The organism is Achromobacter aegrifaciens (genome assembly GCF_902859735.1).
Classification (GTDB): domain Bacteria; phylum Pseudomonadota; class Gammaproteobacteria; order Burkholderiales; family Burkholderiaceae_B; genus Achromobacter; species Achromobacter aegrifaciens.
In genome coordinates this window covers 509,068-535,839 of record NZ_CADIJY010000001.1, presented here as the reverse complement: position 1 = coordinate 535,839, position 26,772 = coordinate 509,068, and the positions used below count along the sequence as shown (strand labels likewise).

22 protein-coding genes are annotated in these 26,772 nt (G+C 66.6%); 11 read left to right on the top strand and 11 right to left on the bottom strand.

Annotated features, from left to right (window positions below):
* Nucleotides 1–5 precede the first annotated feature (5 nt).
* Complete coding sequence (locus HV766_RS02465) at nt 6–1,451, top strand: M81 family metallopeptidase (protein ID WP_175180478.1); 1,446 nt, start codon at nt 6–8, stop codon at nt 1,449–1,451.
* A gap of 160 nt (nt 1,452–1,611) precedes the next feature.
* Nucleotides 1,612–1,893, top strand: coding sequence for a peptidylprolyl isomerase (locus tag HV766_RS02460; RefSeq protein WP_006385706.1), 282 nt, complete (start codon nt 1,612–1,614; stop codon nt 1,891–1,893).
* Between the two features lie 54 nt (nt 1,894–1,947).
* Here the strand turns inward: HV766_RS02460 and HV766_RS02455 are convergent, their stop codons facing one another.
* Nucleotides 1,948–2,853, bottom strand: a complete 906-nt coding sequence (locus HV766_RS02455; RefSeq protein ID WP_175180477.1) for a LysR family transcriptional regulator — start codon at nt 2,851–2,853, stop codon at nt 1,948–1,950.
* A 156-nt stretch (nt 2,854–3,009) separates the two neighbouring features.
* Here HV766_RS02455 and HV766_RS02450 point away from each other — a divergent pair, with 156 nt between their 5' ends.
* Nucleotides 3,010–3,987, top strand: a complete 978-nt coding sequence (locus HV766_RS02450) for a Bug family tripartite tricarboxylate transporter substrate binding protein (protein WP_054458858.1) — start codon at nt 3,010–3,012, stop codon at nt 3,985–3,987.
* Between the two features lie 18 nt (nt 3,988–4,005).
* On the top strand, nt 4,006–5,211 hold the full coding sequence (locus HV766_RS02445; protein WP_054458857.1) for an FAD-dependent monooxygenase: 1,206 nt from the start codon (nt 4,006–4,008) through the stop codon (nt 5,209–5,211).
* A 91-nt stretch (nt 5,212–5,302) separates the two neighbouring features.
* On the opposite strand, the gene HV766_RS02440 is transcribed toward HV766_RS02445, so the two are convergent.
* From HV766_RS02440 to HV766_RS02425, 4 genes are all read right to left on the bottom strand, one after another.
* Complete coding sequence (locus HV766_RS02440) at nt 5,303–6,043, bottom strand: ATP-binding cassette domain-containing protein (RefSeq protein WP_175180476.1); 741 nt, start codon at nt 6,041–6,043, stop codon at nt 5,303–5,305.
* A 12-nt stretch (nt 6,044–6,055) separates the two neighbouring features.
* The gene (locus HV766_RS02435) at nt 6,056–7,018 is read right to left on the bottom strand and encodes a sugar ABC transporter substrate-binding protein (RefSeq protein ID WP_175180475.1); all 963 of its coding nucleotides are present in this window, start codon (nt 7,016–7,018) and stop codon (nt 6,056–6,058) included.
* Between the two features lie 19 nt (nt 7,019–7,037).
* Nucleotides 7,038–7,979: an ABC transporter permease gene (locus tag HV766_RS02430; RefSeq protein WP_054458851.1), complete on the bottom strand. Its 942-nt coding sequence runs from the start codon at nt 7,977–7,979 to the stop codon at nt 7,038–7,040.
* An 84-nt stretch (nt 7,980–8,063) separates the two neighbouring features.
* Nucleotides 8,064–9,572: a xylulokinase gene (locus tag HV766_RS02425; RefSeq protein ID WP_175180474.1), complete on the bottom strand. Its 1,509-nt coding sequence runs from the start codon at nt 9,570–9,572 to the stop codon at nt 8,064–8,066.
* Nucleotides 9,573–9,910: 338 nt separating this feature from the next.
* Here HV766_RS02425 and kce point away from each other — a divergent pair, with 338 nt between their 5' ends.
* From kce to HV766_RS02410, 3 genes are read left to right on the top strand one after another with little or no spacing between them, the layout of a single operon-like run.
* Nucleotides 9,911–10,846, top strand: a complete 936-nt coding sequence (gene kce / locus HV766_RS02420) for a 3,5-dioxohexanoate:acetyl-CoA acetone transferase (protein ID WP_054458847.1) — start codon at nt 9,911–9,913, stop codon at nt 10,844–10,846.
* A gap of 28 nt (nt 10,847–10,874) precedes the next feature.
* On the top strand, nt 10,875–12,074 hold the full coding sequence (locus HV766_RS02415; protein WP_054458845.1) for an ABC transporter substrate-binding protein: 1,200 nt from the start codon (nt 10,875–10,877) through the stop codon (nt 12,072–12,074).
* 22 nt (nt 12,075–12,096) lie between these two features.
* Nucleotides 12,097–12,915 carry an SDR family oxidoreductase gene (locus HV766_RS02410; RefSeq protein WP_119451694.1) on the top strand — a complete coding sequence of 273 codons (819 nt, stop codon included), beginning with the start codon at nt 12,097–12,099 and terminating at the stop codon, nt 12,913–12,915.
* 9 nt (nt 12,916–12,924) lie between these two features.
* Here the strand turns inward: HV766_RS02410 and HV766_RS02405 are convergent, their stop codons facing one another.
* Nucleotides 12,925–13,854: a LysR family transcriptional regulator gene (locus HV766_RS02405; protein ID WP_054458840.1), complete on the bottom strand. Its 930-nt coding sequence runs from the start codon at nt 13,852–13,854 to the stop codon at nt 12,925–12,927.
* 97 nt (nt 13,855–13,951) lie between these two features.
* A complete protein-coding gene (locus HV766_RS02400) occupies nt 13,952–15,481 on the bottom strand; it encodes a DUF1254 domain-containing protein (RefSeq protein WP_054458837.1) in 1,530 nt (509 codons plus the stop codon).
* 144 nt (nt 15,482–15,625) lie between these two features.
* On the opposite strand from HV766_RS02400, the gene HV766_RS02395 reads away from it, so the two are divergent.
* On the top strand, nt 15,626–16,213 hold the full coding sequence (locus HV766_RS02395) for a hypothetical protein (RefSeq protein ID WP_125470304.1): 588 nt from the start codon (nt 15,626–15,628) through the stop codon (nt 16,211–16,213).
* Between the two features lie 21 nt (nt 16,214–16,234).
* On the opposite strand, the gene HV766_RS02390 is transcribed toward HV766_RS02395, so the two are convergent.
* From HV766_RS02390 to HV766_RS02380, 3 genes are all read right to left on the bottom strand, one after another.
* Entirely contained in the window at nt 16,235–17,896 is a 1,662-nt protein-coding gene (locus HV766_RS02390) for a hypothetical protein (protein ID WP_175180473.1), read from the bottom strand.
* Between the two features lie 101 nt (nt 17,897–17,997).
* Complete coding sequence (locus tag HV766_RS02385; protein WP_054458830.1) at nt 17,998–18,546, bottom strand: ureidoglycolate lyase; 549 nt, start codon at nt 18,544–18,546, stop codon at nt 17,998–18,000.
* Entirely contained in the window at nt 18,543–18,782 is a 240-nt protein-coding gene (locus HV766_RS02380) for an Arm DNA-binding domain-containing protein (protein WP_054458828.1), read from the bottom strand. The genes HV766_RS02385 and HV766_RS02380 overlap by 4 nt, the downstream gene beginning before the upstream one ends.
* Nucleotides 18,783–18,865: 83 nt before the next feature.
* On the opposite strand from HV766_RS02380, the gene HV766_RS02375 reads away from it, so the two are divergent.
* Nucleotides 18,866–19,246 carry a cupin domain-containing protein gene (locus tag HV766_RS02375; protein WP_054458825.1) on the top strand — a complete coding sequence of 127 codons (381 nt, stop codon included), beginning with the start codon at nt 18,866–18,868 and terminating at the stop codon, nt 19,244–19,246.
* Nucleotides 19,247–19,254: 8 nt separating this feature from the next.
* On the opposite strand, the gene HV766_RS02370 is transcribed toward HV766_RS02375, so the two are convergent.
* Nucleotides 19,255–20,496, bottom strand: a complete 1,242-nt coding sequence (locus HV766_RS02370; protein WP_175180472.1) for an MFS transporter — start codon at nt 20,494–20,496, stop codon at nt 19,255–19,257.
* Between the two features lie 314 nt (nt 20,497–20,810).
* On the opposite strand from HV766_RS02370, the gene HV766_RS02365 reads away from it, so the two are divergent.
* Together HV766_RS02365 and HV766_RS02360 are read left to right on the top strand one after the other, a co-directional pair.
* Nucleotides 20,811–23,900 carry a WG repeat-containing protein gene (locus tag HV766_RS02365; RefSeq protein WP_175180471.1) on the top strand — a complete coding sequence of 1,030 codons (3,090 nt, stop codon included), beginning with the start codon at nt 20,811–20,813 and terminating at the stop codon, nt 23,898–23,900.
* Nucleotides 23,897–26,767: a WG repeat-containing protein gene (locus tag HV766_RS02360; protein ID WP_175180470.1), complete on the top strand. Its 2,871-nt coding sequence runs from the start codon at nt 23,897–23,899 to the stop codon at nt 26,765–26,767. The genes HV766_RS02365 and HV766_RS02360 overlap by 4 nt, the downstream gene beginning before the upstream one ends.
* Nucleotides 26,768–26,772: the final 5 nt, after the last annotated feature.

Here is a 26,772-nt window from a genome sequence, read left to right as displayed (position 1 = left end):
GTACCATGCGCGTTTTCACCGGTTCGCTGTCCACGGAGACCAATACGTTCGCTCCGCTGCCCACCTCGCTGGATGATTTTGCCGACCGGGGCTACTACCCCGCAGGCACCCATCCTCCCGAGATGACCATCTTCAGCGGACCTCTGTGGGCAGCGCGCCAGCGCGGCGCGCAACACGGCTGGACCGTGATCGAAGGCATGGCCGCCGGCGCCCAACCCGGCGGCATTACTACGCGCCATGCCTACGAGACTTTGCGCGATGAACTGCTGCGCGACCTGCGACAGGCCTTGCCCGTCGACATGGTGGTGCTGGGCCTGCATGGAGCCATGGTGGCCGACGGCTACGAAGACTGCGAAGGCGATCTGCTGGCGCGCGTCCGCGGCATCGTCGGTCCCGAGGTCGTCGTCGGCGCGGAGCTGGATCCGCATTGCCATCTGTCGGACGCCATGGTCGCCAACGCCGACATGCTGGTCGCCTACAAGGAATATCCCCACACCGACATCCGCGAACGCGCGCTGGAACTGGTGGACTTCTGCGCGGCAATCGTCGATCGGCGCATCGCCCCGGTTGCCGCCGTGGCCGACTGCGAGATGGTCGTCACCATCCGCACGCCACAGGAACCGGCGCGCAGCTATATCGACCGCATCAGCGCGCTGGAAGGCAGCAACGGCATACTCTCCATTTCCGTGGTGCACAGCTTCGCCTGGGGCGACGTGCCCGACATGGGGACCAAGCTGCTGGTCTATGCCGACGGCAACGCCCAGGCCGCCCAGCAGCTTGCGCGGCGCCTGGCTGACGAGCTCATAGGCATGCGCGAAGTGTTGATGCCCGTCTACCCCAAACCGGACGAAGCCATCGACCAGGCTCTGGCATATGGCGCAACGCCTGTCGTCATTGCCGATGCCGCTGACAATCCCGGCGGCGGGGGTGCGGGCGACTCCACCTTCCTGCTGCGGCGCCTGCTGGAACGGGGCGTGCGCAATGCGGCGATAGGCCCCATGTGGGATCCCATCGCCGTCCGCATCGCTTTCAGCGCTGGCGTCGGCGCGCGCTTGCCCTTGCGCATCGGGGGCAAGATCAGCCCCCTGTCAGGGGAACCGCTGGACTTGATGTGTACGGTCAAGGCGCTGGTGCCGGACATGGTCATGACGGGGTTGTCCGGATCGCCGGCTGTCGTGGGGAACTCCGCGCTGGTCGAAGCAGATGGTATCGAGATCGTGCTGATCACGGTGCGGGCCCAGGCCATGGATATCGATGTGTTCACGCAGTTGGGGTGCCGGCTGGAGGAGAAAGCGCTGATCGTGGTGAAGTCGGCGCAGCATTTCCAGGCGTCGTTCTCGAAAGTAGCGCGGCATGTGATCTTTGCGGATGCGCCGGGGTCGGCGACGCTGGACCAGAGGAACCTGCCGTATAAGCATATTCATAGGCCAAAGTGGCCGATCGATATGTGACAAAATTTCCGGAACACTGGCCCCCGGACGTCTTGTATTGAAGGGATACACAACAGTCGTCAGTGGTTCATCATCCGCGAGTTACCCTAGCCTAGCCAGCGCCAGTCCGCTGAATGCGTTACTCTCCCCCTCCCCAATTCAAGTCCGCAAGGAGCCCCAAATGGCACAAGCCTCCGCCCGCCACATCCTCGTCTCCACCGAAGCCAAGGCCAACGAACTGAAGACCGCCATCGAGAACGGCGCCGACTTCGCTCAGCTGGCCAAGGAAAACTCCAGCTGCCCGTCCTCGCGCGACGGCGGCAACCTGGGTACGTTCGGTCCGGGCCAGATGGTCAAGGAATTCGACACCGTGGTGTTCAGCGCCCCGGTCGGCGAGGTCCAGGGTCCGGTGAAGACCCAGTTCGGCTACCACCTGGTTGAAGTGACCAGCCGCAAGGACTAAGTCCAGCAGCAGTCTCAAAGAAAGCCGCCGCCAGGCAACTGGCGGCGGCTTTCTTTATGGCTCGCGCATCTGGGCCGCCGCTCTCAGGCAGTCCACGAACGCGGTCAATCCGGCGCTGTCACGGCGGCCACTGCGGGTGACGATGGCGTAGTCCAGCGCGACGCGGGGCGTAAGGGCCCGGAGCTGCACGCGCCAGCGCGTGCCGGTCAAGGCGGCAAACGAGGGTACGACGGCTTGGCCCAGCCCGGACTCGACCATGGCCAGGATAGTTTCCAGGTGGCTGTAGACGCGGCGCGGCGGGAGGTTCGCGACAACGGGCATGCGAGGAACGTGCCGGTCTATCAGTTGCTGGATGGGGTTGCTGGAAGGCAGCACGATGAGACTGGCGGGATCGAGCCGCTGCCAGGGCAAGGGAGCGCGGCGGGTCCGGGCGGCATGTTCGGCCGATTGCGCCAGCACCAGTTCGGCGGGGAACAACCCGCGGCGGCGCAGGCCAGCCGCCTTCTGGAAGAAGGCGCCGAAACCGGCGTCCAGGGTTCCGTCTTCGACACCCTGTTGGATCAGGCTGCGGTCCATGTCGGCCACTTCGACACGCCATTCCGGCTGTGCTGCCGAGCAGGCGCGCAGCACCTGCGGCAGGATGCTGCTGGCGATGAGCGGGGTGACGCCCACGCGCAGCACGCGCGCCTGCGGCGTACTAGCGGCGGCCAGTTGACGCAGCGTGCCGCCCAGTTCATCGACCATGCGCTGGGCGACGGGCAGGAGCGTTCGTCCCGCATCGGTGAGCAACACGGCGCGGGTGCTGCGTTCGAACAGGCGACTGCCTATGCTCTGTTCGAATTCGCGCACCATGGCGCTCAGGCCGGCCTGCGTCAGGTGCAGTTGGGCCGCGGCCTTGGTGAAGCTGGCATGTTCGGCTACGGCAAGGAAGCCGCGCAGTTGGCGCAGGGAGAAATTCACGCGTGGACTACCAGATAATTAATAAAACTTCTTTGTTAATAGACAAGATAACGCAGTTTTACTTGTTTATCCGTTTGCGTTGCAATTGCGAAATGCGCTGCCTTCCGTCCGGATGGGCCCAGAACAAAAGCGCAAATGCGCCTACAGGAGACAAGCATGTTCCGATTCCCCCTGCGAATTGCCTCGGCATTCGCCATCGCGTGCGCGGCCCTTGCGCCGGCGCCCGCCGTCCAGGCTGCGGACTTCCCCGAGAAGCCGATCCGGCTAGTGGTGCCATTTCCGCCCGGTGGCCCGACCGACACGAGCGCGCGCCTCTTCAGCAAGACCATGGCAGAACAGCTGGGCCAGCCGGTCATCGTGGAGAACCGTGCAGGCGCGGGCGGCTCGGTGGGCACCACGTCGGTAACGCGCGAGCAGCCTGACGGCTACACGCTGCTATGGGGCGGCACCAGCAGCATGGTGGTGGCGCCCGCGCTCTATCCCAAGCTGGACTATGACCCCATCGCCTCCTTCACCCCTATCGGCATGGCGGTGCGCGGCCCGCTAATCCTGGTGAGCCGCCCCGCCCTGCCCAGTGCTGACCTCAAGGCGCTGCTCGACCTTGCTCGGCGCCAGCCGCTGACGGTGGCCTCGGCCGGCACGGGTTCGGTCGGCCATCTCACGGCCGAACTGTTCGATCGCAGCGCGAACGTGGACATTCTGCACATTCCTTACCGCGGCGGCGCGCCGGCGCTCAGCGACGTGCTGGGCGGCCAAGTTGATCTGTTGTTCGACACGGTGACTCTGCTGTATCCGCAGATCGCGGCGCAGAAGCTACGCGCCTATGCCGTTACCGGCGCGCAGCGCTACCCGCAACTGCCCAACGTTCCCACCGTGGCTGAAGTGCTGGGCAAACCTTTCGAAGCCTATTCCTGGTTCGGTCTCATGGCGCCCGCCCACACGCCGCAGCCCGTCATCGAGCGCCTGACCAAGGCGCTGGCCGCCGCAGCGCGCGATCCCGAGGTCAAGCGCCAGCTGGCCGACCTGGGCCTGGAGCCTGTGGGCGATACGCCGGAGCAATTCGCGCAATCGATCCGCACGGACCTGGACAAATGGACCCAGGTCGTCAAGCAAGCCGGCATCAAGCCTGACTAACCCACACCCCCGCAACATATGTCTCACAACGCCTCCCCCCTATATCTCATCGCCGGCGCGGGCCTGGGCGGCCTGACCGCCGCGCTGGCCCTGCAGCGGCGCGGCTTGCGCGTGCGCGTGCTGGAGCAGGCACAGGAGCTGCGCGAAGTCGGCGCGGGCATCCAACTTAGCGCCAACGCCAACCGCGTGCTGTATCAACTGGGTCTGGAACACGCCCTGACGGAGGTCGCACGCCCGACGGCCGGAAAGCGTATCCGCTTGTGGTCCAGCGGACGAACCTGGCCACTGTTCGACCTGGGTGCGGAATCGGTGGCCCGCTATGGTTATCCGTACCTGACGATCTATCGCGCCGACCTGCACCGGATTCTGGCGCAGGCGGTGCAGGCCAATGACCCGCGAGCCATCACGCTGGGCGCCAAGGTCACCAGGTTCACGCAGGACGACACAGGCGTCACCGCCGTACTGGAGTCGGGCGAAAAAATCGAAGGCGCGGCGCTCATCGGCGCCGACGGCGTGCACTCGCGCGTGCGCGCCGCGCTGTTCGGCGCGGACGCCGCGGCGTTTTCTGGCACCGTCGCCTGGCGCGGCGTGATCCCGGCCGAAAAGTTGCCCGCGCATCTGCGCGAGCCCTATGCCTGCAACTGGGTAGGCCCGGGCGCCCACGTCATCCACTATCCGCTGCGGCAGGGAAAACTGGTGAACTTCGTGGGCATCCTGGAGCGCGACGATTGGCAGGTGGAGTCCTGGACCGAGCGCGGTAGCGTAGCGGAATGCGCGCGGGATTTCGCGGGCTGGCATGAGGATGTGCAGACACTGATCCAGGCGCTGGACGAACCCTACAAATGGGCGTTGATGCTGCGCGAACCGCTGCCTGAGTGGTCGCAGGGCCGCGTGACCCTGCTGGGAGACGCCTGCCATCCGACGCTGCCCATGCTGGCCTCGGGCGCGGCAATGGCAATCGAGGACGGCTATGTACTGGCGCGCGCATTGGAGGCGCAGCCGGACGATGTTCCCCAGGCATTCAAACGCTACGAAGCGGCGCGCGTGGAACGGGCATCGCGCGTGGTGCGCGGCTCGGCCGAGAACGCTCGGCGCTTCCATAATCCGGCACTGGCACACGCGCAAGGCGCCGCCGACTACGTGGACCGCGAGTGGAACGAAACGCGCGTGCGTGAACGCTATGAATGGCTGTTCAGCTATAACGCGGATGAAGCGCCGGTCTGACTCTGCCGCCACATGAAAAAAAGGCCGCCGCCCGGTCTATCGCTGGCGGCGGCCTTTTTCATTCGCATGGCCGCTGGGGCCAAGCGCGGCCTTACTCTTTGCCCGTCATCACCATATGCGCCAACGCGTCCGCATCCAGCCCGGCCACGTCGCGCTCGATGACCTTGGTTCCGCTCTTCAGGATCGCCACCCTGTCCGCCAGCGCCACCACGTCGGCCATGTTGTGACTGATGAGGATCACAGTGCGGCCCTCTTCGCGCAGCTTGCGCACCAGGTTCAGCACCAGCGCCGTTTCCTTGACGCCCAGCGCGGCGGTGGGTTCATCCATGATGACGACGCGGGCGTCCCAGCGCAGGGCGCGGGCGATGGCGACGGCCTGGCGCTGGCCGCCGGACATGCGCTCCACGGGCCGGTCCATGTCATCGATGGGCACGGACAGGCGTTGCAGGTAGCCGCGCGCATCCTCCGCCATGCGGCGTTTATCCAGGATGCTGAGCGGCCCCACGCGCCGCACCAGTTCGGCGCCCATGAAGATGTTTTCCCAGATCGACAAGCGCGGAGCCAGCGCCAGATCCTGGTAGATGGTGGCGATGCCTTGCACCAGGGCGTCGTGGGGCGATCCGAACGCGATCTGCTGCCCGTTCAGGCTCATCGCGCCGGCGCTGGGTTCCTGCGCGCCTGAGATGATGCGGATGAGCGTGGACTTGCCCGCGCCGTTGTCTCCGCAGATGGCCATGACCTTGCCCTGGGGCACGTCCAGGTCCACGCCCTTCAGGGCTTCGACGGCGCCATACGACTTCTTGATCTGGCGTAGCGACAACGCGGCGGTCATGGCTCTTGGCTCTTACTTGGCGGTTTGCAGGAATTTCTGGACATTGCTGGCGTCGACCAGGACGGAGTCCATGAAGAGGTAGGGCCCGGCGGCGATGCTTTCCCTGGGTTCCTTCTTTACGACGATCCGGTCGATGGCGTAGATGGCCTTGGTGCCCATCTGCTCGAAGGGAATCATCATGGTCGCGGTGATGAGACTGTTGGGATCGGCGATGCGGCGGTAGGTCTCCGGGCTGCCGTCGACGGACACGAGCGTGATGTCGCCCTTTTTCATGCCCTGGGCCTGCAACAGATCGTCGATGACATAGGCCTGGCCGTCGAACGAGGCCCAGATACCCTTGAACTGGCCCTGATGGCGCAGCAGCAGCGCCTGCATGCCGTTGCGCACATCGTCGCGCCAGCTCTGGGTGCGGGCCATGCTGAACTTGGCCAGGTCCTTGACGGCGGTGTTCTCGGTCAGGACGGCGTCCAGCATCTTGCCGCGGATGCGGGTGCCGGAGTTGCCGTCGAAGCGGGCGGACAGAATGTTGCCCTGGTAGCCCATCTTGCCCAGCATATAGAGGACGGACTGGGCGCCAGTGGCGTATTCGTTGACCTCGACGTCGAACAGCATGTGGGGGCTGGCGCCGGACATCACGCCGACGACGGGTATGCCCTTCTCCTTGGCGGCCTGCAGCTGCGCGTCGGTTTCCACGGGCTTGCCCATGGCGATGACGATGGCGTCGACCTTCTTGTTGACCAGGGTGTCCAGCTGTTCGGCCAGCTTGGGCAGCGAGCCTTCGGCGTTCAGCTGGGTTACGGTCCAGCCCTTGGAGCGGGCGGCTTCGGCAGCGGCGTTGGCGACGCGCGCGTGGGTTTCCGAAGACATCTGGAACGCGACGATGCCCACGTCGAAGGCGTGCGCCGCCGCGCCCATGGCCAGGGCCGGCACCGAAAACACGGCCAACAGCAGATTGCGCATCAAGGATTTACGCATGGTTCTCTTCCCCTTCCGATCAGAATTTGAAGGCCGCTTTCTTCAGCACGGCCGATGACACCGCGACGGACGCGATGATGATGAAGCCCAAAACGATGTCCTGCACGTAATACGGCGCACCCATGAGGACCAGGCCGTTGCCCAGCACCTTGAGGATCAGCGCGGCGACCAGCGTGCCGGGTATGTTGGCATGGCCGGGGTTGAACATGGTCATGCCCAGCAGCACCGCGGCGATGGCGTACAGGAAGTAGTCGCCGGCCATATTCGGCGCGGCCGAAGACAGGCTGGACGTGAGCAGCACGGCCGCCAGCCCCGCGCACAGGCCGGAAAGCGCCAGGCCTATGCTTTTCATGGCACGTATGTTGATGCCGGCCAGCCGCGCGGATTCGCCGGCCTCGCCGGTGGCGGTCATGCGGGCCCCGGTGCGGGTCCATTTCACCAGGAAGAACGCCAGCAGCACGGCGCCCAGCATCCACAGCACCAGGGCAGGAATGCCGAAGGGCTTGCCGCGCGCCAGGTCGGTGAAGGCGGCGGGCCAGCGGCCCACATAGGACACGCCGTCGGTCAGCATGAAGGCGAAACCGCGCGCCATGGCTGCCATGCCCAGCGTCGCGATCAGCGAGGGCACGCGCAGCCGCGTGACGGCGATGCCGTTCACGAGGCCGCACAGCAGGCCTACGCCCAGGCCCGCGCCTATGGCCAGGAGCACCGGCTGGCCGGTATGTACCAGGGCGCCCGTGACGACCGCCGCGAGGCTGGCGACGTCGGCCACCGACAGGTCCAGTTCGGCCGTGACCAGCGCCAGCGTGAAGCCGATGGCAATGATGGCCAGGAAGCTGGTTTCCTTGGCGATGTTCAGAAGATTATTGGGCGCCGCGAAATTCGGGGCTGCCAACGCGAAGAAAACCACCAGGACCAATCCCGCGATTGCCGTGCCGTACTTTTCCAGGATGCCGCGCATCGACTCAACCCTTGCTGCGTTTTGCTTGTTATGTGGGCGCGTCGCTGCGCCCCGCTGATGGCGAGGTAGTTTATACCTGGGCCATCAGCCCATGTCGATGCCGGCCAGCGCGCGCGATACTGGCGCCAGCGCGGCTTCCGCGGCGCGGAACTGGCGGTACATGCGGCGATAGGCGTGCGCCCGCTCGGCCTGGGGCTCGTAGCGTTGCGCCACGCGCACCAGCGCGTCCTGGGCGGCCGCGAAGCTGCCGTAGCGTCCCAGGCCCGTCCAGGCGGCGACCGCCGCGCCCAGTACGCCGGGCTGTTCGGCCTGGCCGACCACCAGAGCGCGTTCGCAGATATCGGCCTTGACCTGGCACCACTGGGCATTGGACGCCGCGCCGCCGCCGAAGCGGATCTCTTCCACAGGACTGCCCAGTGCGCTTTCGGCGCGCTCCAGCACGATGCGGTTGAGAAAGGCCACGCCTTCCAGCACGGCCCAGGCCAAGTCGCCGGGGCCGTGGCGACGGTTCAAGCCCAGAAAAGCGCCGCGCAGGTGCGGATCCCAATACGGCACCCGTTCGCCTTGCAGATAGGGCAGGAACAGCGCCGGTTGCGGATCGCGCGGCGCATCGAGCAAGGCGTCCATGGCCTCGCCCACCCCGGCCATGCCTTCGTCGCCCAGGCGGCCCAGCAGCGGCAAGAGCCACGCCACCGTATCCGCGCCATTCTGGCCTGGCCCGCCGATCTGATGATGTCCGCCGCCCCAGTCCACCGTCATCAGGCCTTGCGCCTGCACCGGCTCGGCGCCCACGGCGCCGAAAACTTCGGTGGTGCCGGAGATGTTGTAGGCGTAACCCGGCCGCAGTGCGCCCAGGCCGGCCACGGCCGCCCAGGTGTCGTTGGCGCAAGCCACGACAGGACGTCCCGACAGACGCGCCAACGCGCCCGATAGACCCTTTTGCACGACGCCGACGACCTCCAGCGGATCGAGCAGACGCGGTACCCAGGCCGGATTGGCCCCCACCGCCGTCAGCAGGTCGGCACAGTCCGGTCCGGCCGTGGCGGCCGCCGCCAGGCGCGCCATCGACACGGTGTCGCTCACGGTGCGTCCGGTCAGGCGGAAATTCAGATAATCCTTGGGTTCCAGCACCAGCCGCACCCGCGCCGCGTGCTCTGGCTCTGCGTGCAACAGCCAGGCCACGCGCGCCCAGGGATGGAAGGCGTTGATCTGTCCATGCTCGGGATGGGAGGACGGCATGGACGCGAGCCACGCGCCCACGTCCGCCGCCGCGCGCGTATCGCGCCAGGTGATCGCCGGCCGGATGGCAGCGCCGTGCGCATCGATGAAGACCTGCGTGCGCGTGACGCCGCAGATCGCGATGGCCTCTACCGCACTGAAAGCGGCGTCCGCCTGCGCCGCCAGCGCATCGGTCAGGGCTTGCAGCCCGTTCCACCAGGCATCGGCGTCGATCTCGTCCCAGCCAGGATGAGCGGCGGGGTTGGCACGCGCCGGACTTTCGATGAAACACGAATGCGCGATGCCGCCGCGATCGTCCACCAACGCGGCGCGAAAGCGCGTGCCACCCAGATCCACCGCCAGGACGTAGCTCATGCCGGCACCTGCATCAGGCGGATCTGGCCGCGCCCGGGCTGCATGGCCCGCAGCGGGCGGAGGGTCTGGATATCAAGCATGGGAGGCGGCTTCTGCGTGATCGGATGGCCGTCGGAACGGGCGTTCCGGCATAGGCAAATTGTAGTCCTGTCAGGGCTCGCGCGCAGCGCTGGCATCCAGCGTCGCTGCACCGCAGCACCGGAAATCCTATCAATTGATTATTTCTGTTCAGGTGACACGGGCCGCGGGCGTGGGACAGAATGGCCCACACCCGGAGGAGACAACCGGGGCCATGAAAACCATCAAGAACGCATGCGCAAGCGCGCAGCCCGAGGCCCATGAAAAAGTCCAGGAACAAGGTCATCATTACCTGCGCCATCACCGGATCGGTCCATACGCCGTCGATGTCGCCCCATCTGCCCGTCACGCCCGATGAGATCGCGCAGTCCGCGTTGGATGCAGCCAAGGCCGGCGCCGCCATCGTGCATCTGCATGCGCGCCAGCCCGATACCGGGCAGCCTACCCAGGACCCCGCGCTGTATGCGCAGTTCCTGCCCCGCATCAAGAACGCTTCGGACGTGGTGATCAACATCACCACGGGCGGCTCGCCCGTGCTGCCGCTTGCCGACCGAATGGCGCCCGCGCTGCAATTCAAGCCCGAGGTAGCCTCGCTGAACATGGGTTCGATGAACTTCGGCATGTATGAACTGCTGGAGCGATTCAAGGAGTTCAAGCACGCCTGGGAACGTCCGTATCTCGAAGGCAGCAATGACCTGATCTTCAAGAACACCTTCAAGGACATCGAGCGCATCCTGACCTCGTGCGGCGACAACGGCACGCGCTTCGAGATCGAGTGCTACGACATCGGGCACTTGTACACGGCGGCGCATTTCGTCGACCGCAAGCTGCTCAAGCCGCCCTTCCTGATCCAGTCCGTGTTCGGCATACGCGGCGGCATCGGCACGCATCCCGAAGACGTGATGATGATGAAGCGCACCGCGGACCGCCTGTTCGGCGACGACTACATCTGGTCGGTGCTGGCCGCCGGACGCAAGCAGACGCCGCTGGCGACCATGGCGGCCACCCTGGGCGGCAACGTGCGCGTGGGCTTGGAGGACTCGCTTTGGGACGGGCCGGGAGAATTGGCGCACTCGAACGCGGACCAGGTGCGGCGCATCCGCCGCATCCTGGAAGACCTTTCGCTACAGATTGCCACGCCCGACGAGGCGCGCGAAACGCTGCAATTGAAGGGCCGCGACAACGTCGCGTTCTGAACCAGATCCATTCAGTGGGGAGACAGACATGAAAAAGACATTGTGCGCAGCCGCGCTCGCGACGCTGTTGGGGACGGCCGGCATGGCGCAGGCAGACGACGGCGTGATCCGCATCGGCTTCATCACCGACATGTCCGGCCTGTCGGCGGATGCCGACGGCCCGGGCGGAGCCGAGGCGATCAAAATGGCGGTGGCGGACCTGGGCGGCGTGGTGGCGGGGAAAAAGGTCGAGGTGCTGGTGGCAGACCACCAGAACCGGGCCGACATCGCCTCGTCCAGGGCGCGCGAATGGCTGGACCAGAAGGGCGTGAACATGCTGATTGCGGGCGCCAATTCCGCGGCAGCGCTGGCGATGGCGAAAGTGGCCGAAGAAAAGAAGACGCCGTTCTTCGTGGTGAGCGCGGGCGCCTCCGAGCTGACGAATTCGCAATGCACGCCCTACACCGTGCACTATGTGTACGACACGGTTTCGCTGGCGCGCGGCACGGCCCGCGCGATGATGAAGGAAGGCAACAAGGACTGGTACTTCCTGACGGTGGACCACGCCTTCGGACACGCGCTGGAGCGCGATGCCTCAGCGGTGGTGCAGGCCGACGGCGGCAACGTCAAGGGGCGGGTCCGGCACCCGCTGAACGCGGCGGATTTCTCTTCCTTCATCCTGCAGGCGCAGGCATCCGGCGCATCGGTGCTGGGGCTGGCGAACTCGGCCAGCGACACCAGCAATGCCGTCAAGGCAGCCAATGAATTCGGCCTGACGCCCAAGATGAAGATCGCGGGCCTGCTGGTATTGATTACGGACGTGCACGCGCTGGGACTGCAAGCCGCGCAGAACATGTATCTGACCACGGCCTGGTACTGGGACCAGGACGACGCCTCGCGCAAGTGGGCCGCGCGCTTCGAAGCCACCATGAAGAAAAAGCCGTCGATGCTGCAAGCCGGCGACTATTCCGCCGCCACGACCTATCTGAAGGCAGTGGAAGCCACCAAGAGCACCGATGGCGACACCATCATGAAATGGCTGAAGGCGAATCCGGTCAACGACTTCTTCGTAAAGGACGGAAAGATCCGCGCCGACGGCCTGATGGTGCACGACATGTTCCTGATGCAGGTGAAGAGCCCGTCGGAGTCGAAGGCGCCCTGGGACTACTACAAGCTGGTGGCCCGCGTGCCGGGCGATCAGGTCTATACCTCGCCGGCGGAATCGACCTGCCGTTTGATGAAGCCCTGAGCCGTAGCGACAAGGATCTGGCATGACTATGAAGAACGTTGTTCCGGGGGACATTTCCGCGTTGCCCGTGGATCTGTCCGGCAAGCGCGTCATCGTGACCGCGGGCGCCGCCGGTATCGGCGCGGCAATCGCCGCCGCATTCGCGGACCGCGGCGCCAAGGTGCACGTCTGCGATGTGGATGGGCAGGCGCTGGCGGCCTGCCCTCACCCCTGGTCGCGCGCCGACGTGAGCCGGCGCGAAGAGATCGACCGCTATATGCAGGAAGCGCTGGCGCAGCTGGGCGGCCTGGACGTGCTGGTCAACAACGCCGGCATCGCCGGCCCCACGGCAGGGATCGCGGACATCCAGCCGCAGGAACTGGACGCCACGCTGGACATCAACCTGGCATCGCAATTCCACACGGTGCGGCATGCGCTGCCGGCGCTGCGTACGTCGGGCGGCGGCAGCATCATCAACATCAGTTCGGTGGCGGGCCGCATGGGCATCCCCATGCGCACGCCCTACGCAGCGACCAAATGGGGCGTGGTGGGCTTGACGCGTTCGCTCGCGGTCGAACTGGGCGGCCATGGCATCCGCGTCAACGCGCTGCTGCCCGGACTGGTGGCGGGGCCGCGGATCGACCGCGTGATCGAGGCGCGTGCCCGGAACATGGGCCTGACCGTGGAAGAAGAGACCCGGCTGGAGTTGGCCGGCGTCAGCCTGCGGCAGTTCGTGCGGGCCGCCGACATCGCCAACATGGCTTTGTTCCTGGCCAGCCCGTTCGGAGCGATGATCAGCGGGCAGGCGATCAGCATAGACGGCGACCTGCAATCGCTGCCCTGGCAGCCGCCGGCGGAGTAAGGCCGCCGTCTACTCCAGCAACTGGACCGTATGCGCATAGACGCCCTGGCGGCGGTCCTGAGCCGTGGCGCGCAGGGCGTCCAGCAGCCGCTCGGCCAGGTCCTGGCCGCGCTCTTCTTTGCGGGTGATGAGATAGAAATCGAACCACTGCCGCGACGCCAGGGGCCGGGCGACCAGATCGGGATAGGCCGCCACGATGTCCCAGGCGGAGAGCGCATTGACCAGGCTGATGCCCCGGACCGCCCGCACCGTGCCGGGCAGCAGCGACATGTGCGCCCGCATGCCGGAACTCAGCAACAGCGTGTCCGCGATGTCGCCCTGGGCCACTACATAGTCGGACCACAAGGGCTTCACATAGGTGTCTGGCGGTATATCGGCCGCCGCGATGGTGTCGCGCCCAGCCAAGGGGTGGTCGCGATGCGCGATGGCCATGACGTCGGCGCGCAGAAACGGCGTGAACGCCAGGCGGGCGCTGTCGCGCTCCACCGCGCCCAGGCCGAAGTCCGCGCGCATGGTTTCGACCGCGCTGATGGCCTGCACGGATGATTCGATGTCGATGGAAAAAGGCCGCGTGCCGTTGGCGTCCAGATAGCGCCGCACCGCGTCGGGCGCGTAGCCCAGCGCCAGCGCGGGCGAAGACGCGATGCGCAGGCCGCGCCCGCCGAATTGTTCGATGCTGTGCAGGGCCTCGTCGATGCGGACCAGCTCGTCCAGCACGAACTTGGCCTCGCTGTACAGGTACTGCCCGGCCTCGGTCGGACGCAAGGTCTTGTGGGACCGGTCAAACAGCTGCACGCCGGTCGCGCCTTCCAGGCGGGATATCGCGTGGCTGACCGCCGGCTGCGTCAGGTGCATGGACTGCGCGGCCTGCCGGGTCGATCCGGTCATGACCACCGCGTAGAAAATGCGCAGGTCGTGAATATTGAAATTGCGCTTCATGCGGCGCGAGCCTCCCTGGGTGGTCGGTTGCCCGACTGCGCCCGGCCGGACGTCGATGGCCGGCCTGCGCGAGGCCTTCTTGTAGCCCAGACCGCCGCTAGTGTCGAACCTGGAGCGGGGAAGGCGCGGACCGCGCCTGCGGCGCCTGTCTGGCCCGTTCAATCTGCGGCGAAGTCCACTTGCCTTCCAGCAGCGCGGGCTTGGGCCAGTAGTACCGCAACGTGACCATGAAGGGCCCCGCCGGCGCGGGCAGCCAGTTGGACTCCTTGCCCTTGCCGGGCGACTCCGACTGGATGTAGATCGTGATGCCGCCATCGCGATCGCGTTTGAGCGACGGCAGCATGGACGAATTGATCAGGTACCGCTTGAGCGGATTGGACGCCAGCAGCTGTTCGGGCAGGCGATACATGGTCATGGACCAGAATGCGTTGACGGGCGGCAGGCTGCGCGGGGCGAAGCGCAAGGTGTATTTGTTGCGGCCGTCCAGCGGCTGGCCTGTGCTGTCGTTTTCCAACACGGGATAGAGCGCTTCCTCGCGGCTGTTGCCGCCGATGCCGACCTGTGTGCCCGTGGCGCGCGCGAGGTAATCGTTCTTCAGCGTATTGCGGTCCCCGAAGAGCCGATCGGTCTTGCCATTCAGGGCCTCGCGGTTCTTGTCGATATCGTTCTGGCCGTCGTGCATGCCTTCCTGCAAGGCGCGGCGCAACGCGGGGTTCATGCTGTTGAAGTCGAACTCCCGGCCGGGTTCCAGGCCGATGCTGGCAAAGCGTTCGCGCAATGATTGTTCCGAAGAATGGGTCGGCGCGAACTGCAGCAGGAAGGCAAGCTGGTTGTAGAACTCCAGCGAACTGCGCATCTGCGCGGGCGGCTCGGGCGCTATCCAGTCCACCGCCGGCGCCGGTTCCGGCGCGCGCTGCTTGCGGTAGGCGGACAGCGTCTGGATCTTGTAGCGTGACTGGATGCGCTTGACGTTGGGCAGGTCGCCCGCATTAAAGAGCTGGGTGCGCCCGACCAGATTGACCAGATCGGTCTCCGACCGGATTACCTTGGTGATGCCTGCCGGCGCCTTGCCCTTCCAGCGCGGGCCGGCCACCAGGAACCGGCCGCCGCCATTGCCCGTGCTGCGGCTGCCGATGTAGGCGAAGTTGTAGGTGTACAGGTCCATCAGCTGCAGCACGAAGTAGCGGCGCGGCTCCATGGCGGGCACGGTGATGACTACGGGTTCGGCGCGCAGGTCCAGCACCGCGAAGGTGTACGGCGTGTCGGCGTTGGGCGTGACGAAGGCGGTGTCTTCGGGCGTGAAGACGCGCGCGACGTTGTTGACCGTATTGAACGGACCTTTGTACTGGGGGTTGTTCTTGTCGATGCTGAAGGCATGCATGGTCTGGTAGCTTGCGACCATGGGCGTGCCGTAGAGATAGGCTTCGCGGGCGATGGCGCGCGCCTGCTGCGCGGTGACGCCGTCGATGCCTACCGATTGCGAACCGCTCGAATCATGGGAGTTGAAGGCGCATCCCGCCAGTCCGCCCGCCAGCGCGGCCGCGACCATCAGGCGCGCCGCCATCAGCGCGGGACCGCTGCCGCGGACCTTGGAGGAAAATCCAGTGCTACTCTGGCTATCGCGCATCCGGTGCTCCAACACAACACTGCGTGAGGTTGGCGACGCCCATGCGGCCGGCATCGCATTCAAAGCGTAAAGTCCGGGGAATTCTGGCATATTTCCTGGCGATGTAGAAGAAACAGCGAGCCAGAACAGGAACAGCACCAGCCCATGCATACGCAAGATCCGGCCGCGGAATACCCGCAGATGAACATACGCGCGTCCTCTTACTTCGTGCTGCAGGCGACGCATGCGTGCACGCGCTGCGGCGAAGAAACGCCGGTGCACGCCCTGGCGGTGCCGCCCGGCCATCAATGCACGGAAGCCGACATCGAGCTGGACGAAGCCGATGCCGACAGCCCCGGGCTGAGCCCCACGGATTTCAGCACGTGGCTGTTCAGCCCGCCGCAATGGCTGGATATTGCCGATCCCGCGCTGATTTCCCAGACCGGGCTGCTGTCGCCCGCGGTGGCGCAGGCCATGCAGGCACTGTCTCCCCACTACCGCCAGAACCCCGACAACCAAGGGCAATGGACCAACTTTTGCGCCCACTGCGGCAAGCCGATATGGGAGGGCGATCTATACCCGACACCGGGCCAGGCTTTCAGCCCCGCGGACGCCGAGGCGGCCGCGCGAATCCAGGTCCACAAGGTGGAAGAGCCATTCGGGGCCTACTACGGCATGTGCTGGACAGCCAACTACCGCAACAAGTGGCCGCTGTTCGCCCGCCTGGGCTACGAATACAGCGAAGCGGATTGACGGCGAGGGCGGCTCCGCACTCTAGCGGGACGCCTTGCCCGCCACGAATTCCAGCCCCTGCCTGGCCACGTCGAACACGGGGTAGGCCAGCGACTGCATCTTGATCATGGTGTCCAGCACCGCCGTCAACACCGGCTGCCCGCCCGCGGCTTGCGTCCACGCCTGGTAGGTGGGATGCGAGGTCAGCGGCGTGCTGATGGCCGCGCGCGCCAGCAGGCAGACCAGCAGCACCGCGGCCAATAGCGCCCCCGCCTTGACCAGCGGACTCCTGAAGCGCCAGCCGCTCGCAAGCTGCGCCAGCAGCAGGCTGATCTTGCCGATGTGGACCAGGGCGCCCAGCAGCGACAGCGTCAGGGCAAACACGGGCGCGATCATGGCTTCATAGGCCTTTTTTCCTTCGGCCTCGCGCTTGCCGCCGGCGCCGTAGTCGCGGGCCTGGCTGCGGTAGTCCTGCAGGCGGTCCATGGTGCGGCCGGCGAGCACCGGCTGGTAGTAGCGCTTGTTGAATTCGTCCGCCGAGATCACGGCCAGCGTCAGGCGCGCCACCTTGTCCGGATAGCCCAGGCTTATGCGCCATTTCTTCTGCACGACCGGATGCGCGGCAAACGCCTCCAGCCCCAGGTTGGGCGGCATGCCTTCCAGTTCGCGTTGCAGCGCCTCGTCCATCTGCTTGCGGTACTTCTGCTGCGCCAGGCGCACGAAGTAGGCTTTGTCGCCGGTGCGCCAGGAATCGGGCACGTCCAGCCCCATCTTGCGCACTTCGTCCCGCACGCGCGGCGCCACGAAGCCGGGTACCAGCTCGCCGCTGCGGTCGCGCAGGCGGGCGCGGCCCCACTTGCGGTTCTTGGCGTCCAGCCGGTCCAGGTAGTGTTCCCAATCGCGCTCGGCGCGCGCCGGGATTCGCGCCAGTTCTTTCTGGTGGTTCTGGATGCCGCGCTCGTAGAAGTATTTGTGGCGGCCGCGGATATCTTCCTGGCTGTCGACGAAACGCTGGTACTCCGCGTCCCGCCCGCCCACGTTCTGTTCGATCACGGCGCGCACCACCTCGGGCGCGATCGCCATGGTCTGCCGGCGCGCCGCGTCGGATTGCGCGGCCATGTAGGACACCACGCCCACGAAAGCCTTGCCGGCCACCGACTGTGCGTTCTCGTCGGCCCATAGCCCATCGAGCATGCTGGCGCTTACGGTGCCGGTGGCCAGCCCTTGACGCAGCAAGGCGCCAGTGACGGCGGCGGCGCGGCTTTCAGCGGTGGAGCTGTCCACCAGGGAGTCGATCAGCTTGCGCTCCCCCTGATACACCGCGGTGATGATGGCCAGCGACACAACGATCAACAACGGCACCGTGATCCGCCATCGGCGGGTGCGCGCGAAAATGACGGGCCAGACCAGCAGGGCCACGGCAAAGCCCGAAATCAGGCGTCCCCATGCCTCGGCCGTGTCCACGCGGTTGCTGGCGTTTTCAGACATCACGTCCAGCAGCCAGGCGCTGAAGCTGAATTCGATGTAGAGATACAGCAGCGTGACCACGGTCAGGACACGCAGGCCGCGGGCCTTGGGATCGCGAGTCAGGAAGCGCTGGCGCAGGCGCTGCCAGCGGGTGGGCGGCGGATTGGGTGTTTGGGTGGCCTGCTTTATCTTGGCTGCGAGATTTCGTCTCAGCGCCTCGATCGATACTTCACTCATGGGGGAATTCTTGGGTTGCTATGACCGGAGGCGGCAGTCTGCCATCCCGCCTGCCTGCCGGTAAGCGGGAATACGCCGCGACTAGCGGCGAAGATCAGCGTTTAGGCGGCCTGGGCCTGGGCTTCGAGCCGTTGGACCGGAATCGCGACAATGGCGCTTTCGCTGGCGGAAGCATCCGTGGTCAGGTGCTGGATCAGGTCCACTGTGGTGGAACGGCGGGTCAGCATCAGGCAGGTGACTTCCTCGTCCGTGACGCGCGTGGCGTGCCAGCAGCCCGGGCGCATGCAGACGCCCTGCCCCTGCGGCACGCGGAATGCCGCGAGCGTGGCCAGGTCCGGACTGCCGTCAGCCGCGCTGCGCGCCACGACCTGGATGATCTCGCCCGTCAGCGGCACGATGGCCTGCTGCGTCAGCAGATGCTTTTCCAGGCTGGAGATTTCAAAGGACTGGCTGCGGTAGTTGACCCACAGCAGCTCGGCGTCGCCGCCGGCGCCGGTGTTGAACAGATGCTCCTGCCAGAAGTCAGTATCCGGATTGGAGAACAGCGGCACGCCATTGCCGTCCGGCATGGGCTTGCCCAGCATCCAACCGTAGGCCCTGAAGGCGTCCGGCGTCAGATCGTTGATGTCCAGCTGCTTGTCGCTCGTCATGCGGAACCCTGTGGTGGCTTGGTCGCGCCGCCGCGCTTGGGAAACTCGGCGTCGTAGTCGAATTCGCCGCGCGCGATGGCCTCGAGAATGGCGGCCCGCCTGTCGGCGGCGCGCTTGAGGTTGGCGGCGGTGGGCTTGGCCCGGATGCGTTCGACGCAATGCCGGCCTTCATAGAAGAAGCCGATCTCGATGGAAGACTCGGACGCGGGCCTGACCCCGTCGAATCCCTGGCGCATCGCCCTCTCCTGTTATAGCCGATGAAGATGCACATGATATCGCTTTACACTGGCCCGACACTTCTCACCCCAGGAAGCGCAACATGACTACCAATCTGTCGTCGCACTATCTCCTGCTGGACGCCTCAGGCGCCTGTAGTGCCGTCGAAGGCGGCAACGCCTTCTGGTCGCAGCCCGAAGAGGAACTGGAGCGGTTCGGCCGCGGCTGGCTGGTGTCCGAATACGCCTTCGAAAAGGACTGGCCGCAATGGGAAATGCACCCGCAGGCCGACGAGGTCTTGCGCCTGATCGAAGGCGCCGCGGAATTGCGGCTGGAATGGCCGACGGGCGAGCAGGCCGTGCGGATGCAGGCGGGCGACGCCTATGTGGTCCCCAAGGGCATCTGGCACACGCTCAAGGTGGCCGGTCCCTGCCGCATGCTGCACATCACCATGGGCGCGGGCACGCAGCACCGGCCGCTGTAGGCCACCCGCTATCCGGGCGCGCCCGCGGTGTGGACGCGGGGAATCTCGCGGTCGTCTATCGGCCAATGCAGCGCCGCCGACAGCACGCCCAGCGCCATCGCGCCCAGCCAGATCAGGTCGTAGGACCCCGTGGCCTCGAACACCACGCCGCCCAGCCACACGCCCAGGAAGGAACCGAGCTGGTGGCCGAAGAACACGAAGCCGAACAGGGTCGTGATGTAGCGCACGCCGAACACCTGGGATATCAGCCCGTTGGTGAGCGGCACCGTGCCCAGCCAGACAAAGCCCATGACCGCCGCGAACACATATACGGTCCACGACGACAGCGGCAGCAGCACGAACAGCGCGATGGCGGCCGTGCGCAGCAGGTAGATGCCGGCCAGCAGGTACTTGCGGCGGTGGCGTCCGCCCAGGACGCCGCAGACATAAGTGCCCATGACGTTGGTCAGCGCGATGATGGCCAACGCCGCCACCGCGTCGGACGCGCGCAGGCCTTTGTCCATCAGGTAGGCGGGCAAATGCGTCCCGATGAAGGCCAGCTGGAAACCGCAGGCCAGGAAACCCAGGTTCAGCAACCAGAAGCCGGGCTGGGCGAAGGCCTCGCGTATGGCCGCGGACATGGACAGCCCCGCCTCGCCCGCGGACGCGCCCTGCTCCCGGCCGGGAGACTCCCGCAGCGGCCAAGCCAGGGGCAGCAGCACGGCCAACGCCAGCGCGAACGACAGCAGGGCCGCGATCCAGCCCCAGCCGCTGATCAGCCATTGCGCGGCCGGCACCATGGTGAACTGGCCCAGGCCGCCGACGGCGCCCGCCACGCCCAGCGCCCAGCTGCGGCGCTCGGGCGCCACCAGCCGGCTGAGCGCGCCGTAGATCGCGGCAAACGCAGTGCCGGACAGCGCGATGCCTATGCATACCCCGGCGGTCCACAGGAACCCGGCGGGCGTAGTGGCATGCGCCATGCCTACCAACCCCAGCGCATAGAACACCAGCCCGCCCGCGATCACCTTGGCCGAGCCGTAGCGGTCGGCAATCATGCCGGTAAAGGGCTGGACCACGCCCCAGGTCAGGTTCTGCACCGCCAGCGCCATGGCGAAGGTCTCGCGGCTCCAGCCCCGGTCCATCGTGACGGGCAGGAGGAACAGGCCCTGCACGTGGCGCACGCCCAGCGCCAGGCCCATGATGACGCCGCCGGCCAGCACCAGCAGCAATAGCTGAGAAGCATCCAGTGAAGACTTGCGCAGGACGGGCATGGCGGACCTCGGCAGTGGAACGTCGCCTGCGTGCGAGCAGGCACCGGCGTCCATTACAGGGCCGCACGACGCGCGCATCAACCGATTATTTTTTGTCCGCTGCATGCATGGCGGGAATGCCAGCGCTGCCCCTTTCCGGACAGCGGCGGCAGTGTTGTTAACGGTTTGTTTTCTACAGTTACATTTGCCGCGCAATTGCCCGCTGACGCTGGTTACAGTGCTGCCTTTCCCATCATTCTTGGCAGGCATACGACCATGTGGCACGCCCAGCCCGGCCTTTACGCTTGCGCGGTTGCAGCCCGCGCCGCTGCACAATGAAGACCCCGCTCGCCCTCAAACCCCTGGCGCTGGCCGTGGCGCTGGCCGCCCTGCCCGTCGTGCCCGGCGCGGCGCAGGCCAGGTCCAACTGGATCGACCAGTGCGCCCCTGGCTACAACGAATACAACGGCGCCAACCTGGAATGCCAGCAGGCCTTCCACGAAGGGCTGGCCGCCGTGCTGACCGGATCGGCCGATGACGACGCCGGCCGCTGGGGCTATCTCGACAAGCGAGGCCGCATGGCCATCTCGCCGTCCTTCCAGGAGGCCAAGTCCTTTCAGAACGGCCTGGCCGCCGTGAACCAGGATGGGCTATGGGGCTATATCGATACGCAAGGGCAATGGGCGATCAAGCCGCGCTTTTCCGAGGCAACGGGCTTTAACGCCGAGGGTTCCGCACTGGCCGAGGAAGACGGGCACGATGTGCTGATCGACCGCAAGGGCAACATCATCAAGACCTTCGAGCTGGGCACGCGCTCGTGGGGCTTCCAGCGGGGGCAGAAGCTGGCATCGATGGAGATGCCCATGCCGCCGCGCCTGTTCAATACCGCAACCGGCAAGGCGGCGACGCTGCCTGCCGGCGTCATGGCGCTGGCCGCGCCCAGCGGCGGCTACCTGCCCGCCCAGTTGCGCGATTCGCGCTACAGCGGCTGGTGGGGGCTGCTGGACGAGCAGGCCCGCTGGGCGATCGCGCCGGACGTGTTGCGCGCCCGCGAGCCCGCATTGCGCGACGGCGACGTGCTGGCGGTGAGCCGCGACGCAGGCTGGACGTTCGTGGATCCGCGCGGCAAGACCATCCACAAGCAGCGCTATGAGCACGTGCAACTGGCGGGGCCTGGGCTATGGCTGGTCAAGCGGAAAGGCGCGGGCAAGGCGCTGCTGTTGAACGCCAAGCTCGGCGTCCAGCATGCATTCAAGGGCAACTACATCGGCCTGGATGAACGCGAGGGCTGGCGCGTCATGATCGATGACGAAGCCGTGCTGCTGATCGATCCCGCCGGCAATTTCCGCAAGATAGACGCGCGCCATGGCCGCGTGCAGCTGAGCAACGGACTGGCCTGGGTGACGGCTTCCTTGCCGCCGCGCGCCGTGGATATGGCGGTCGACGCGGCCGAGGCCGCGGCAGTGGCAGCCGATGCCGCAGCGGCCGGCGCCGCCGCGGACCCTGACGACGGTCCCGGAGAGGCGGTGGAGGCCTCGGCCGACGCCGCAATTGCGGCGCAGGAGGCGGTCGCCGCGGCAGCCGCGGCCTCGGAAGCCGAGACCGTGGCCGTCGACGTCGCCACGCCTGCCGCAATGGACGTGGCCGCCGCCGCAGTGGACGCCGCCGCGCAAGCGACGAGCGCGGATGCCTCGCCCGACACCGGCGGCGGCCTGCTGCAGATCTATACGCGCGAAGGCAAGCCGCTGCTCGACGCCGACACCGTCGCACGCCTGCAGGACTACGACATCAGGGCCTTTTCCGCGCGCGAGTCCGCACACGGCCGGGCCTTCGCGGACAGCTTGCCGCTGGCCCTGTTGCGGCCCCTGGACTATACGCAGCCTCTCGGCATACTGACGTCCAAGGGCAAGATCGTGACTAACCCGGACTGGGAGGACATGTCCAGCTACGACGTGACCATGCCCTTGCCGGTGCGCGCCGCCAACGGCAAGTATGGCGCCATCGACGCCGACGGCAACTGGGCTGTGCAGCCGCGCTACAGCGTCATCCATCCGTTCCGCGGCGGCTACGCGCAGGCGGGCGCGGGGCGCAGCCGCAGCGACGGCGACCAGTTGATCGACGCCCGAGGCAAGGCCGTCGCGGTCCCTGCCGAGATACTGGACGGCGCCAGGTATTTCGACGGCGAACTAATCCAGTACCGCGCGCCGGACGAAAACCGCGAGAACCGCTGGGGCATCTGGAATGTCGCCAAGGGTGCGCCCGCCGTCAAGCCGGTGTACGAAAGCATGGAGAAGTTCGAAGACGATTGGACCAAGGTCCAGCACCAGGACCGCTGGGGCGTCATGAACCGCGAGGGCAAATGGGTGGTGCCCGCCACGCAGGACAGCTCGTACAAACTCGAATACCTGGGCAACGGCCTCATGCTGGTCGAGGACAACGCTCCCGGACAACGCTCCCGCAGCTCTTTCGACACCACCTACCGCCTGGTGAACCTGCGCACCGGCAAGCCCAGCGAGCCCGTGACCGGCAAACCTGAGCGCCTGAAGGACGGACGCTACCTGGCCGCGCTGGCGGGCGGCGGAACCATGTTGTTCGACGCCAAGGGCGGCGCCACGCGAGTCTCCGACGGCCGAGCCAAGCGCACGGAGCTCTACCAGCACTGGCTCTACATCGAACATGACGACCGCGAGGGCGCCATCGATGCCCGCGGCAACATGAAGGTTCCCGCCATCTACGGCGAGTTCAATCCCTTCTTCGCGCAGCCCGAGGGACTGGCGCGCGCCTACAACGGCTCCGACTACCGCGTGATCGACCAGGAAGGCAAGACCGTGCTGGGCAAGCTGGGCGACGGCTCGCCGCTGGCAACCATGCAGCGCATCGTGTTCCACGACTCGGAAAATTCCGTCAGCATCATGACGGACCTGCAGGGCCGCGAGATCACGCGCATCGACGGCACCTACAGCGTGGAAGACCGCAGCGCCAACGAAGGCGTAGCCCCCTATCGCAGCCGCTCGGGCAACGGCAGGCACGGCTTCATCGATGCCAACGGCAAGCGCATCGTGGGACCGCACTTCGACACGCTGGGCCCGCTGAACAACGGCCTGGCGGTGGCGCGCCGCCTGCAGTATTCCGGCACGCTATATGGCTACATCGACCTGACGGGACGCTATGCGATTCCGCCCGTCTTTACCTGGGCCGGAAACTTCAGCGAAGAACGCGCGCTGGTCCGCAGCAACCATCAGGGCCGGAACACGCAGTACATCGATACCAAGGGCGTGCCCATCGCCACGTTCACCGAGGTATGCGACACGGTGACCATCCTGGACGACCAGGGCAGGATCACCTGGCCGCAGCAGAAAATGGATTGCCCCGTGGCCGACAAGTTCGAACTCGCCCCCGACAACGCCAAAGCGAAACAACCATGAAGTCACGCGCGATACGCACCACCCGCCTTGCCTGCGCCCTGGCCGCGCTGGGCGCGTCCCTGTCGGCGCATGCGCAATACTCGTACTGCATCGAGGAAAAGCCCTACAGCGTCGCAGCCGACGACGACATCAGTCCCTACGCCAACGGCTGCATCCGCACGCTGGCGGACCAACGCGCCGCAGTGCTGCTGCCGTCCGCGCTGGTGAACATCGACCGCGTGCCGCGCGATCATTCGCTGCGCCGCCATGCCTGGGGTTTCCTGGACCAGAACGGCCGGCTGGCGATTTCGCCCATCTTCGAAGCGGTGGGCGATTTCCGTCACGGCCTGGCCGCGGTGAAATGGAAAGGCAAGTGGGGCTTCATCGACACCAAAGGCCGGATGGCGGTGCCGCCGCGCTATGACGCCGTGCAGGACTACGCCGAGATCGGCCTGACCGTGGCCATACTGGACGGCCGCTATCTATTGATAGACCGCAAGGGCCAGCCGGTGGGCGCACCGTTGGACGCAGGCGTGCAGTCCTTGCACGTGGGCGCGGGCGTGCCGGCGCTGGCGACGGTGGAATACAAGCCGGAGTACCGCTCCAGCACCGGCGAACGCCGTTACAGCGATGCCGGCGTCAGCATCATCAAGTCCTATGGCAATGGCCTGTACATCGCCACCAACAAGGAAGGCCGGTACGGTCTGGTGGACCGGGACTGGAAGTGGGTGCTCGAGCCCGACTATCAGGACATCTCGGTGCCGGGTGAAGACGGCTCGATGGCCGTCGCCTATGGCGACGGCGATGCGCTGCTGCTGGACCTCGATGGCAAGCCCGTGGGCGCTGACCAGGGCTATCGCAGCCTGATGCCCGTGACCAAGGCATTCTGGAGCGCCGAGCTCGGCCGCGGTTCCTATGTGGTGCTGGATAGCGGCGGCAAGCCCGTCGTTACGCTCAAGTCCGCCGAAGCGCAGGAATCGCAGCGCCACGGCGACGCCATCGTCTACCCCTCGGGCGGCAAGCAGATGGCGCTGGTTCCGGGGCGCGCGGAGCCGCTGACGCTGGGCGCGGGCCTGTTCGTGGCCGAGGACCAGAACGGCTACGTGCTGTTCTCGAACGAGGAACGCGTACCGGTTGGCCTGTTGACGCCGATGGGCAACTGGCTGCACGGCGAAACGGCGCCCGCCTGGCTCAAGGACACCGGCAGGATGGTGGTCAGCCAGGGCAAGCTGTGGCTCTTCAAGCAGGAAGGCGAACTGCTCAACGTGCTGGACGATGAAGGCCGCCTGCTGCTCAAGCCCGAAACGGTGGAAGCCGCCAAGAGCCGCTCGCTCAAGGAGCTGCCGCTGGACATACCCGGCAGCGCACTGGGCCTGCTGGCCCAGGACCACTGCCAATGCACCGAGGACGGCGCCGGCCTGCTGCTGGCCGACGGCGGCATTGCGTCCGACCCGGCCTGGCGCAGCATCATCCCGCTGGACGGATCCGACGAGGATTACGGCGTGCAGGCGGATGCGGAAGCCGCCGGACTCAAGGCGGAGCAGCTGCGCTACGCAGCCCAGACCGCCGCAGGCCTGCTGCTGCTCGATGCCGTGGGCAAACCCATGGATCTGCCCGCGCAGCAGCACATCGGGCCGTTCCGCCATGGTTACGCACCGGCCTACGCCGATGGCGTGAGCCGCATGCTGGACCGCAGCGGCAAGACCTACGACCTGCCCCGCGACTTCTTCGAAGCGCAGATCGTCGCCCCCGGCGTGGTCCGTTTCCTCAAGACCGCAGCCGAGGGCTCGCCCTGGGGCCTGTACGACTTCGTCGCCGGCAAGGAAATCGCCGCGCCCGCGTTCCAGGACATCGGCCTCTTCCAGGACGGCCAGGCGGTCGCCTCGCTGGGCCAGGATCGCGTCGGGATCATCGACCTTAAGGGCAAGTGGATCGTGCCGCCCAGCCACCACAGCGCGGAACGCATCACCGCCAAGATCTGGAAGCTGCGCCAGGCCGGCCCGCAGCAGGAAGAGTACGAACGTCCCGCCGCCGTCTTCAACGCCGAGGGCCGCGCGCTGACCGCCTTCCGGCCCAAGCTCTCGGTCGGCGTGGACAGCGAAGGCTCAATCGCAGCCAGCGACGACAAGCACCGCTGGACCATTGCGCCTGACGGCTCGCAAGCGGTGGACATGGAAGATGCGGACTACGTGCGCATGGGCGACTGGACGGTGCTGCGCCGCCAGCCGCGCCAAGGCTATCTGGACAGCCAGGGGCAATGGCAGATCGCGCCGTCCTCGGCCGTCGCCGGCGCCTTCCGCGGCGCCCCCGCCCGCGCCCTGCTGACGGGCGAAGACGGTCCGCGCCTGATCGACGACCAAGGCAAGACCGTGACCGCGTTGCCCGCCGGCGAATGGCGCTGGCCGCTGGGCTCCGACATGCTGCTGCGGCATTACTACGCGGGCAACCGGGAGATGACCGACTACACCGGCCTGGACGGCAAGAAGCGGCTTTCCGTCGAAGGCCTTGCGTCAGCCTATTCCGAAGGGCGCGCGGTAACGCGCGTGTCCAACCGCGGCATGCGCGCGCTGGACGGCAAGGGCGCGCTGTCCGGCCCGGCATTCGACGCGCTGGGCCCGCTGCGCGAAGGCCTGGCGCCGGTCGGCATCGATAGCGGCTACGGCTACGTGGATGCGCAGGGCAAGCTCGCGATCGCCGCGGATTACCGGGTGGTCGCGCCATTCAGCAAGGGCCGCGCGGTGGTATCCACGCTGGAGCAGTCGATGATCATCGATCCCACCGGCAAGCAGGTGGCGCGCGTGGAAATGGAATGCGGCATTCGCACGCTGTACGGCTCGCACAACCAGCGGCTGTGGCCGCTGAGCCTGCCCAGCCGCTGCCCCCGATAGCGCCG

Coding starts and splice junctions, on each gene's coding strand:
- HV766_RS02360 (WP_175180470.1), top strand. CDS start 23,897: ATGAAGTCACGCGCGATACGCACCACCCGCCTTGCCTGCGCCCTGGCC.
- HV766_RS02385 (WP_054458830.1), bottom strand. CDS start 18,546: ATGACGAGCGACAAGCAGCTGGACATCAACGATCTGACGCCGGACGCC.
- HV766_RS02415 (WP_054458845.1), top strand. CDS start 10,875: ATGAAAAAGACATTGTGCGCAGCCGCGCTCGCGACGCTGTTGGGGACG.
- HV766_RS02430 (WP_054458851.1), bottom strand. CDS start 7,979: ATGCGCGGCATCCTGGAAAAGTACGGCACGGCAATCGCGGGATTGGTC.
- HV766_RS02380 (WP_054458828.1), bottom strand. CDS start 18,782: ATGCGCCAGGGATTCGACGGGGTCAGGCCCGCGTCCGAGTCTTCCATC.
- HV766_RS02405 (WP_054458840.1), bottom strand. CDS start 13,854: ATGAAGCGCAATTTCAATATTCACGACCTGCGCATTTTCTACGCGGTG.
- HV766_RS02460 (WP_006385706.1), top strand. CDS start 1,612: ATGGCACAAGCCTCCGCCCGCCACATCCTCGTCTCCACCGAAGCCAAG.
- HV766_RS02390 (WP_175180473.1), bottom strand. CDS start 17,896: ATGAGTGAAGTATCGATCGAGGCGCTGAGACGAAATCTCGCAGCCAAG.
- HV766_RS02370 (WP_175180472.1), bottom strand. CDS start 20,496: ATGCCCGTCCTGCGCAAGTCTTCACTGGATGCTTCTCAGCTATTGCTG.
- kce (WP_054458847.1), top strand. CDS start 9,911: ATGAAAAAGTCCAGGAACAAGGTCATCATTACCTGCGCCATCACCGGA.
- HV766_RS02425 (WP_175180474.1), bottom strand. CDS start 9,572: ATGAGCTACGTCCTGGCGGTGGATCTGGGTGGCACGCGCTTTCGCGCC.
- HV766_RS02400 (WP_054458837.1), bottom strand. CDS start 15,481: ATGCGCGATAGCCAGAGTAGCACTGGATTTTCCTCCAAGGTCCGCGGC.
- HV766_RS02465 (WP_175180478.1), top strand. CDS start 6: ATGCGCGTTTTCACCGGTTCGCTGTCCACGGAGACCAATACGTTCGCT.
- HV766_RS02445 (WP_054458857.1), top strand. CDS start 4,006: ATGTCTCACAACGCCTCCCCCCTATATCTCATCGCCGGCGCGGGCCTG.
- HV766_RS02395 (WP_125470304.1), top strand. CDS start 15,626: ATGCATACGCAAGATCCGGCCGCGGAATACCCGCAGATGAACATACGC.
- HV766_RS02410 (WP_119451694.1), top strand. CDS start 12,097: ATGACTATGAAGAACGTTGTTCCGGGGGACATTTCCGCGTTGCCCGTG.
- HV766_RS02435 (WP_175180475.1), bottom strand. CDS start 7,018: ATGCGTAAATCCTTGATGCGCAATCTGCTGTTGGCCGTGTTTTCGGTG.
- HV766_RS02375 (WP_054458825.1), top strand. CDS start 18,866: ATGACTACCAATCTGTCGTCGCACTATCTCCTGCTGGACGCCTCAGGC.
- HV766_RS02440 (WP_175180476.1), bottom strand. CDS start 6,043: ATGACCGCCGCGTTGTCGCTACGCCAGATCAAGAAGTCGTATGGCGCC.
- HV766_RS02450 (WP_054458858.1), top strand. CDS start 3,010: ATGTTCCGATTCCCCCTGCGAATTGCCTCGGCATTCGCCATCGCGTGC.
- HV766_RS02365 (WP_175180471.1), top strand. CDS start 20,811: ATGAAGACCCCGCTCGCCCTCAAACCCCTGGCGCTGGCCGTGGCGCTG.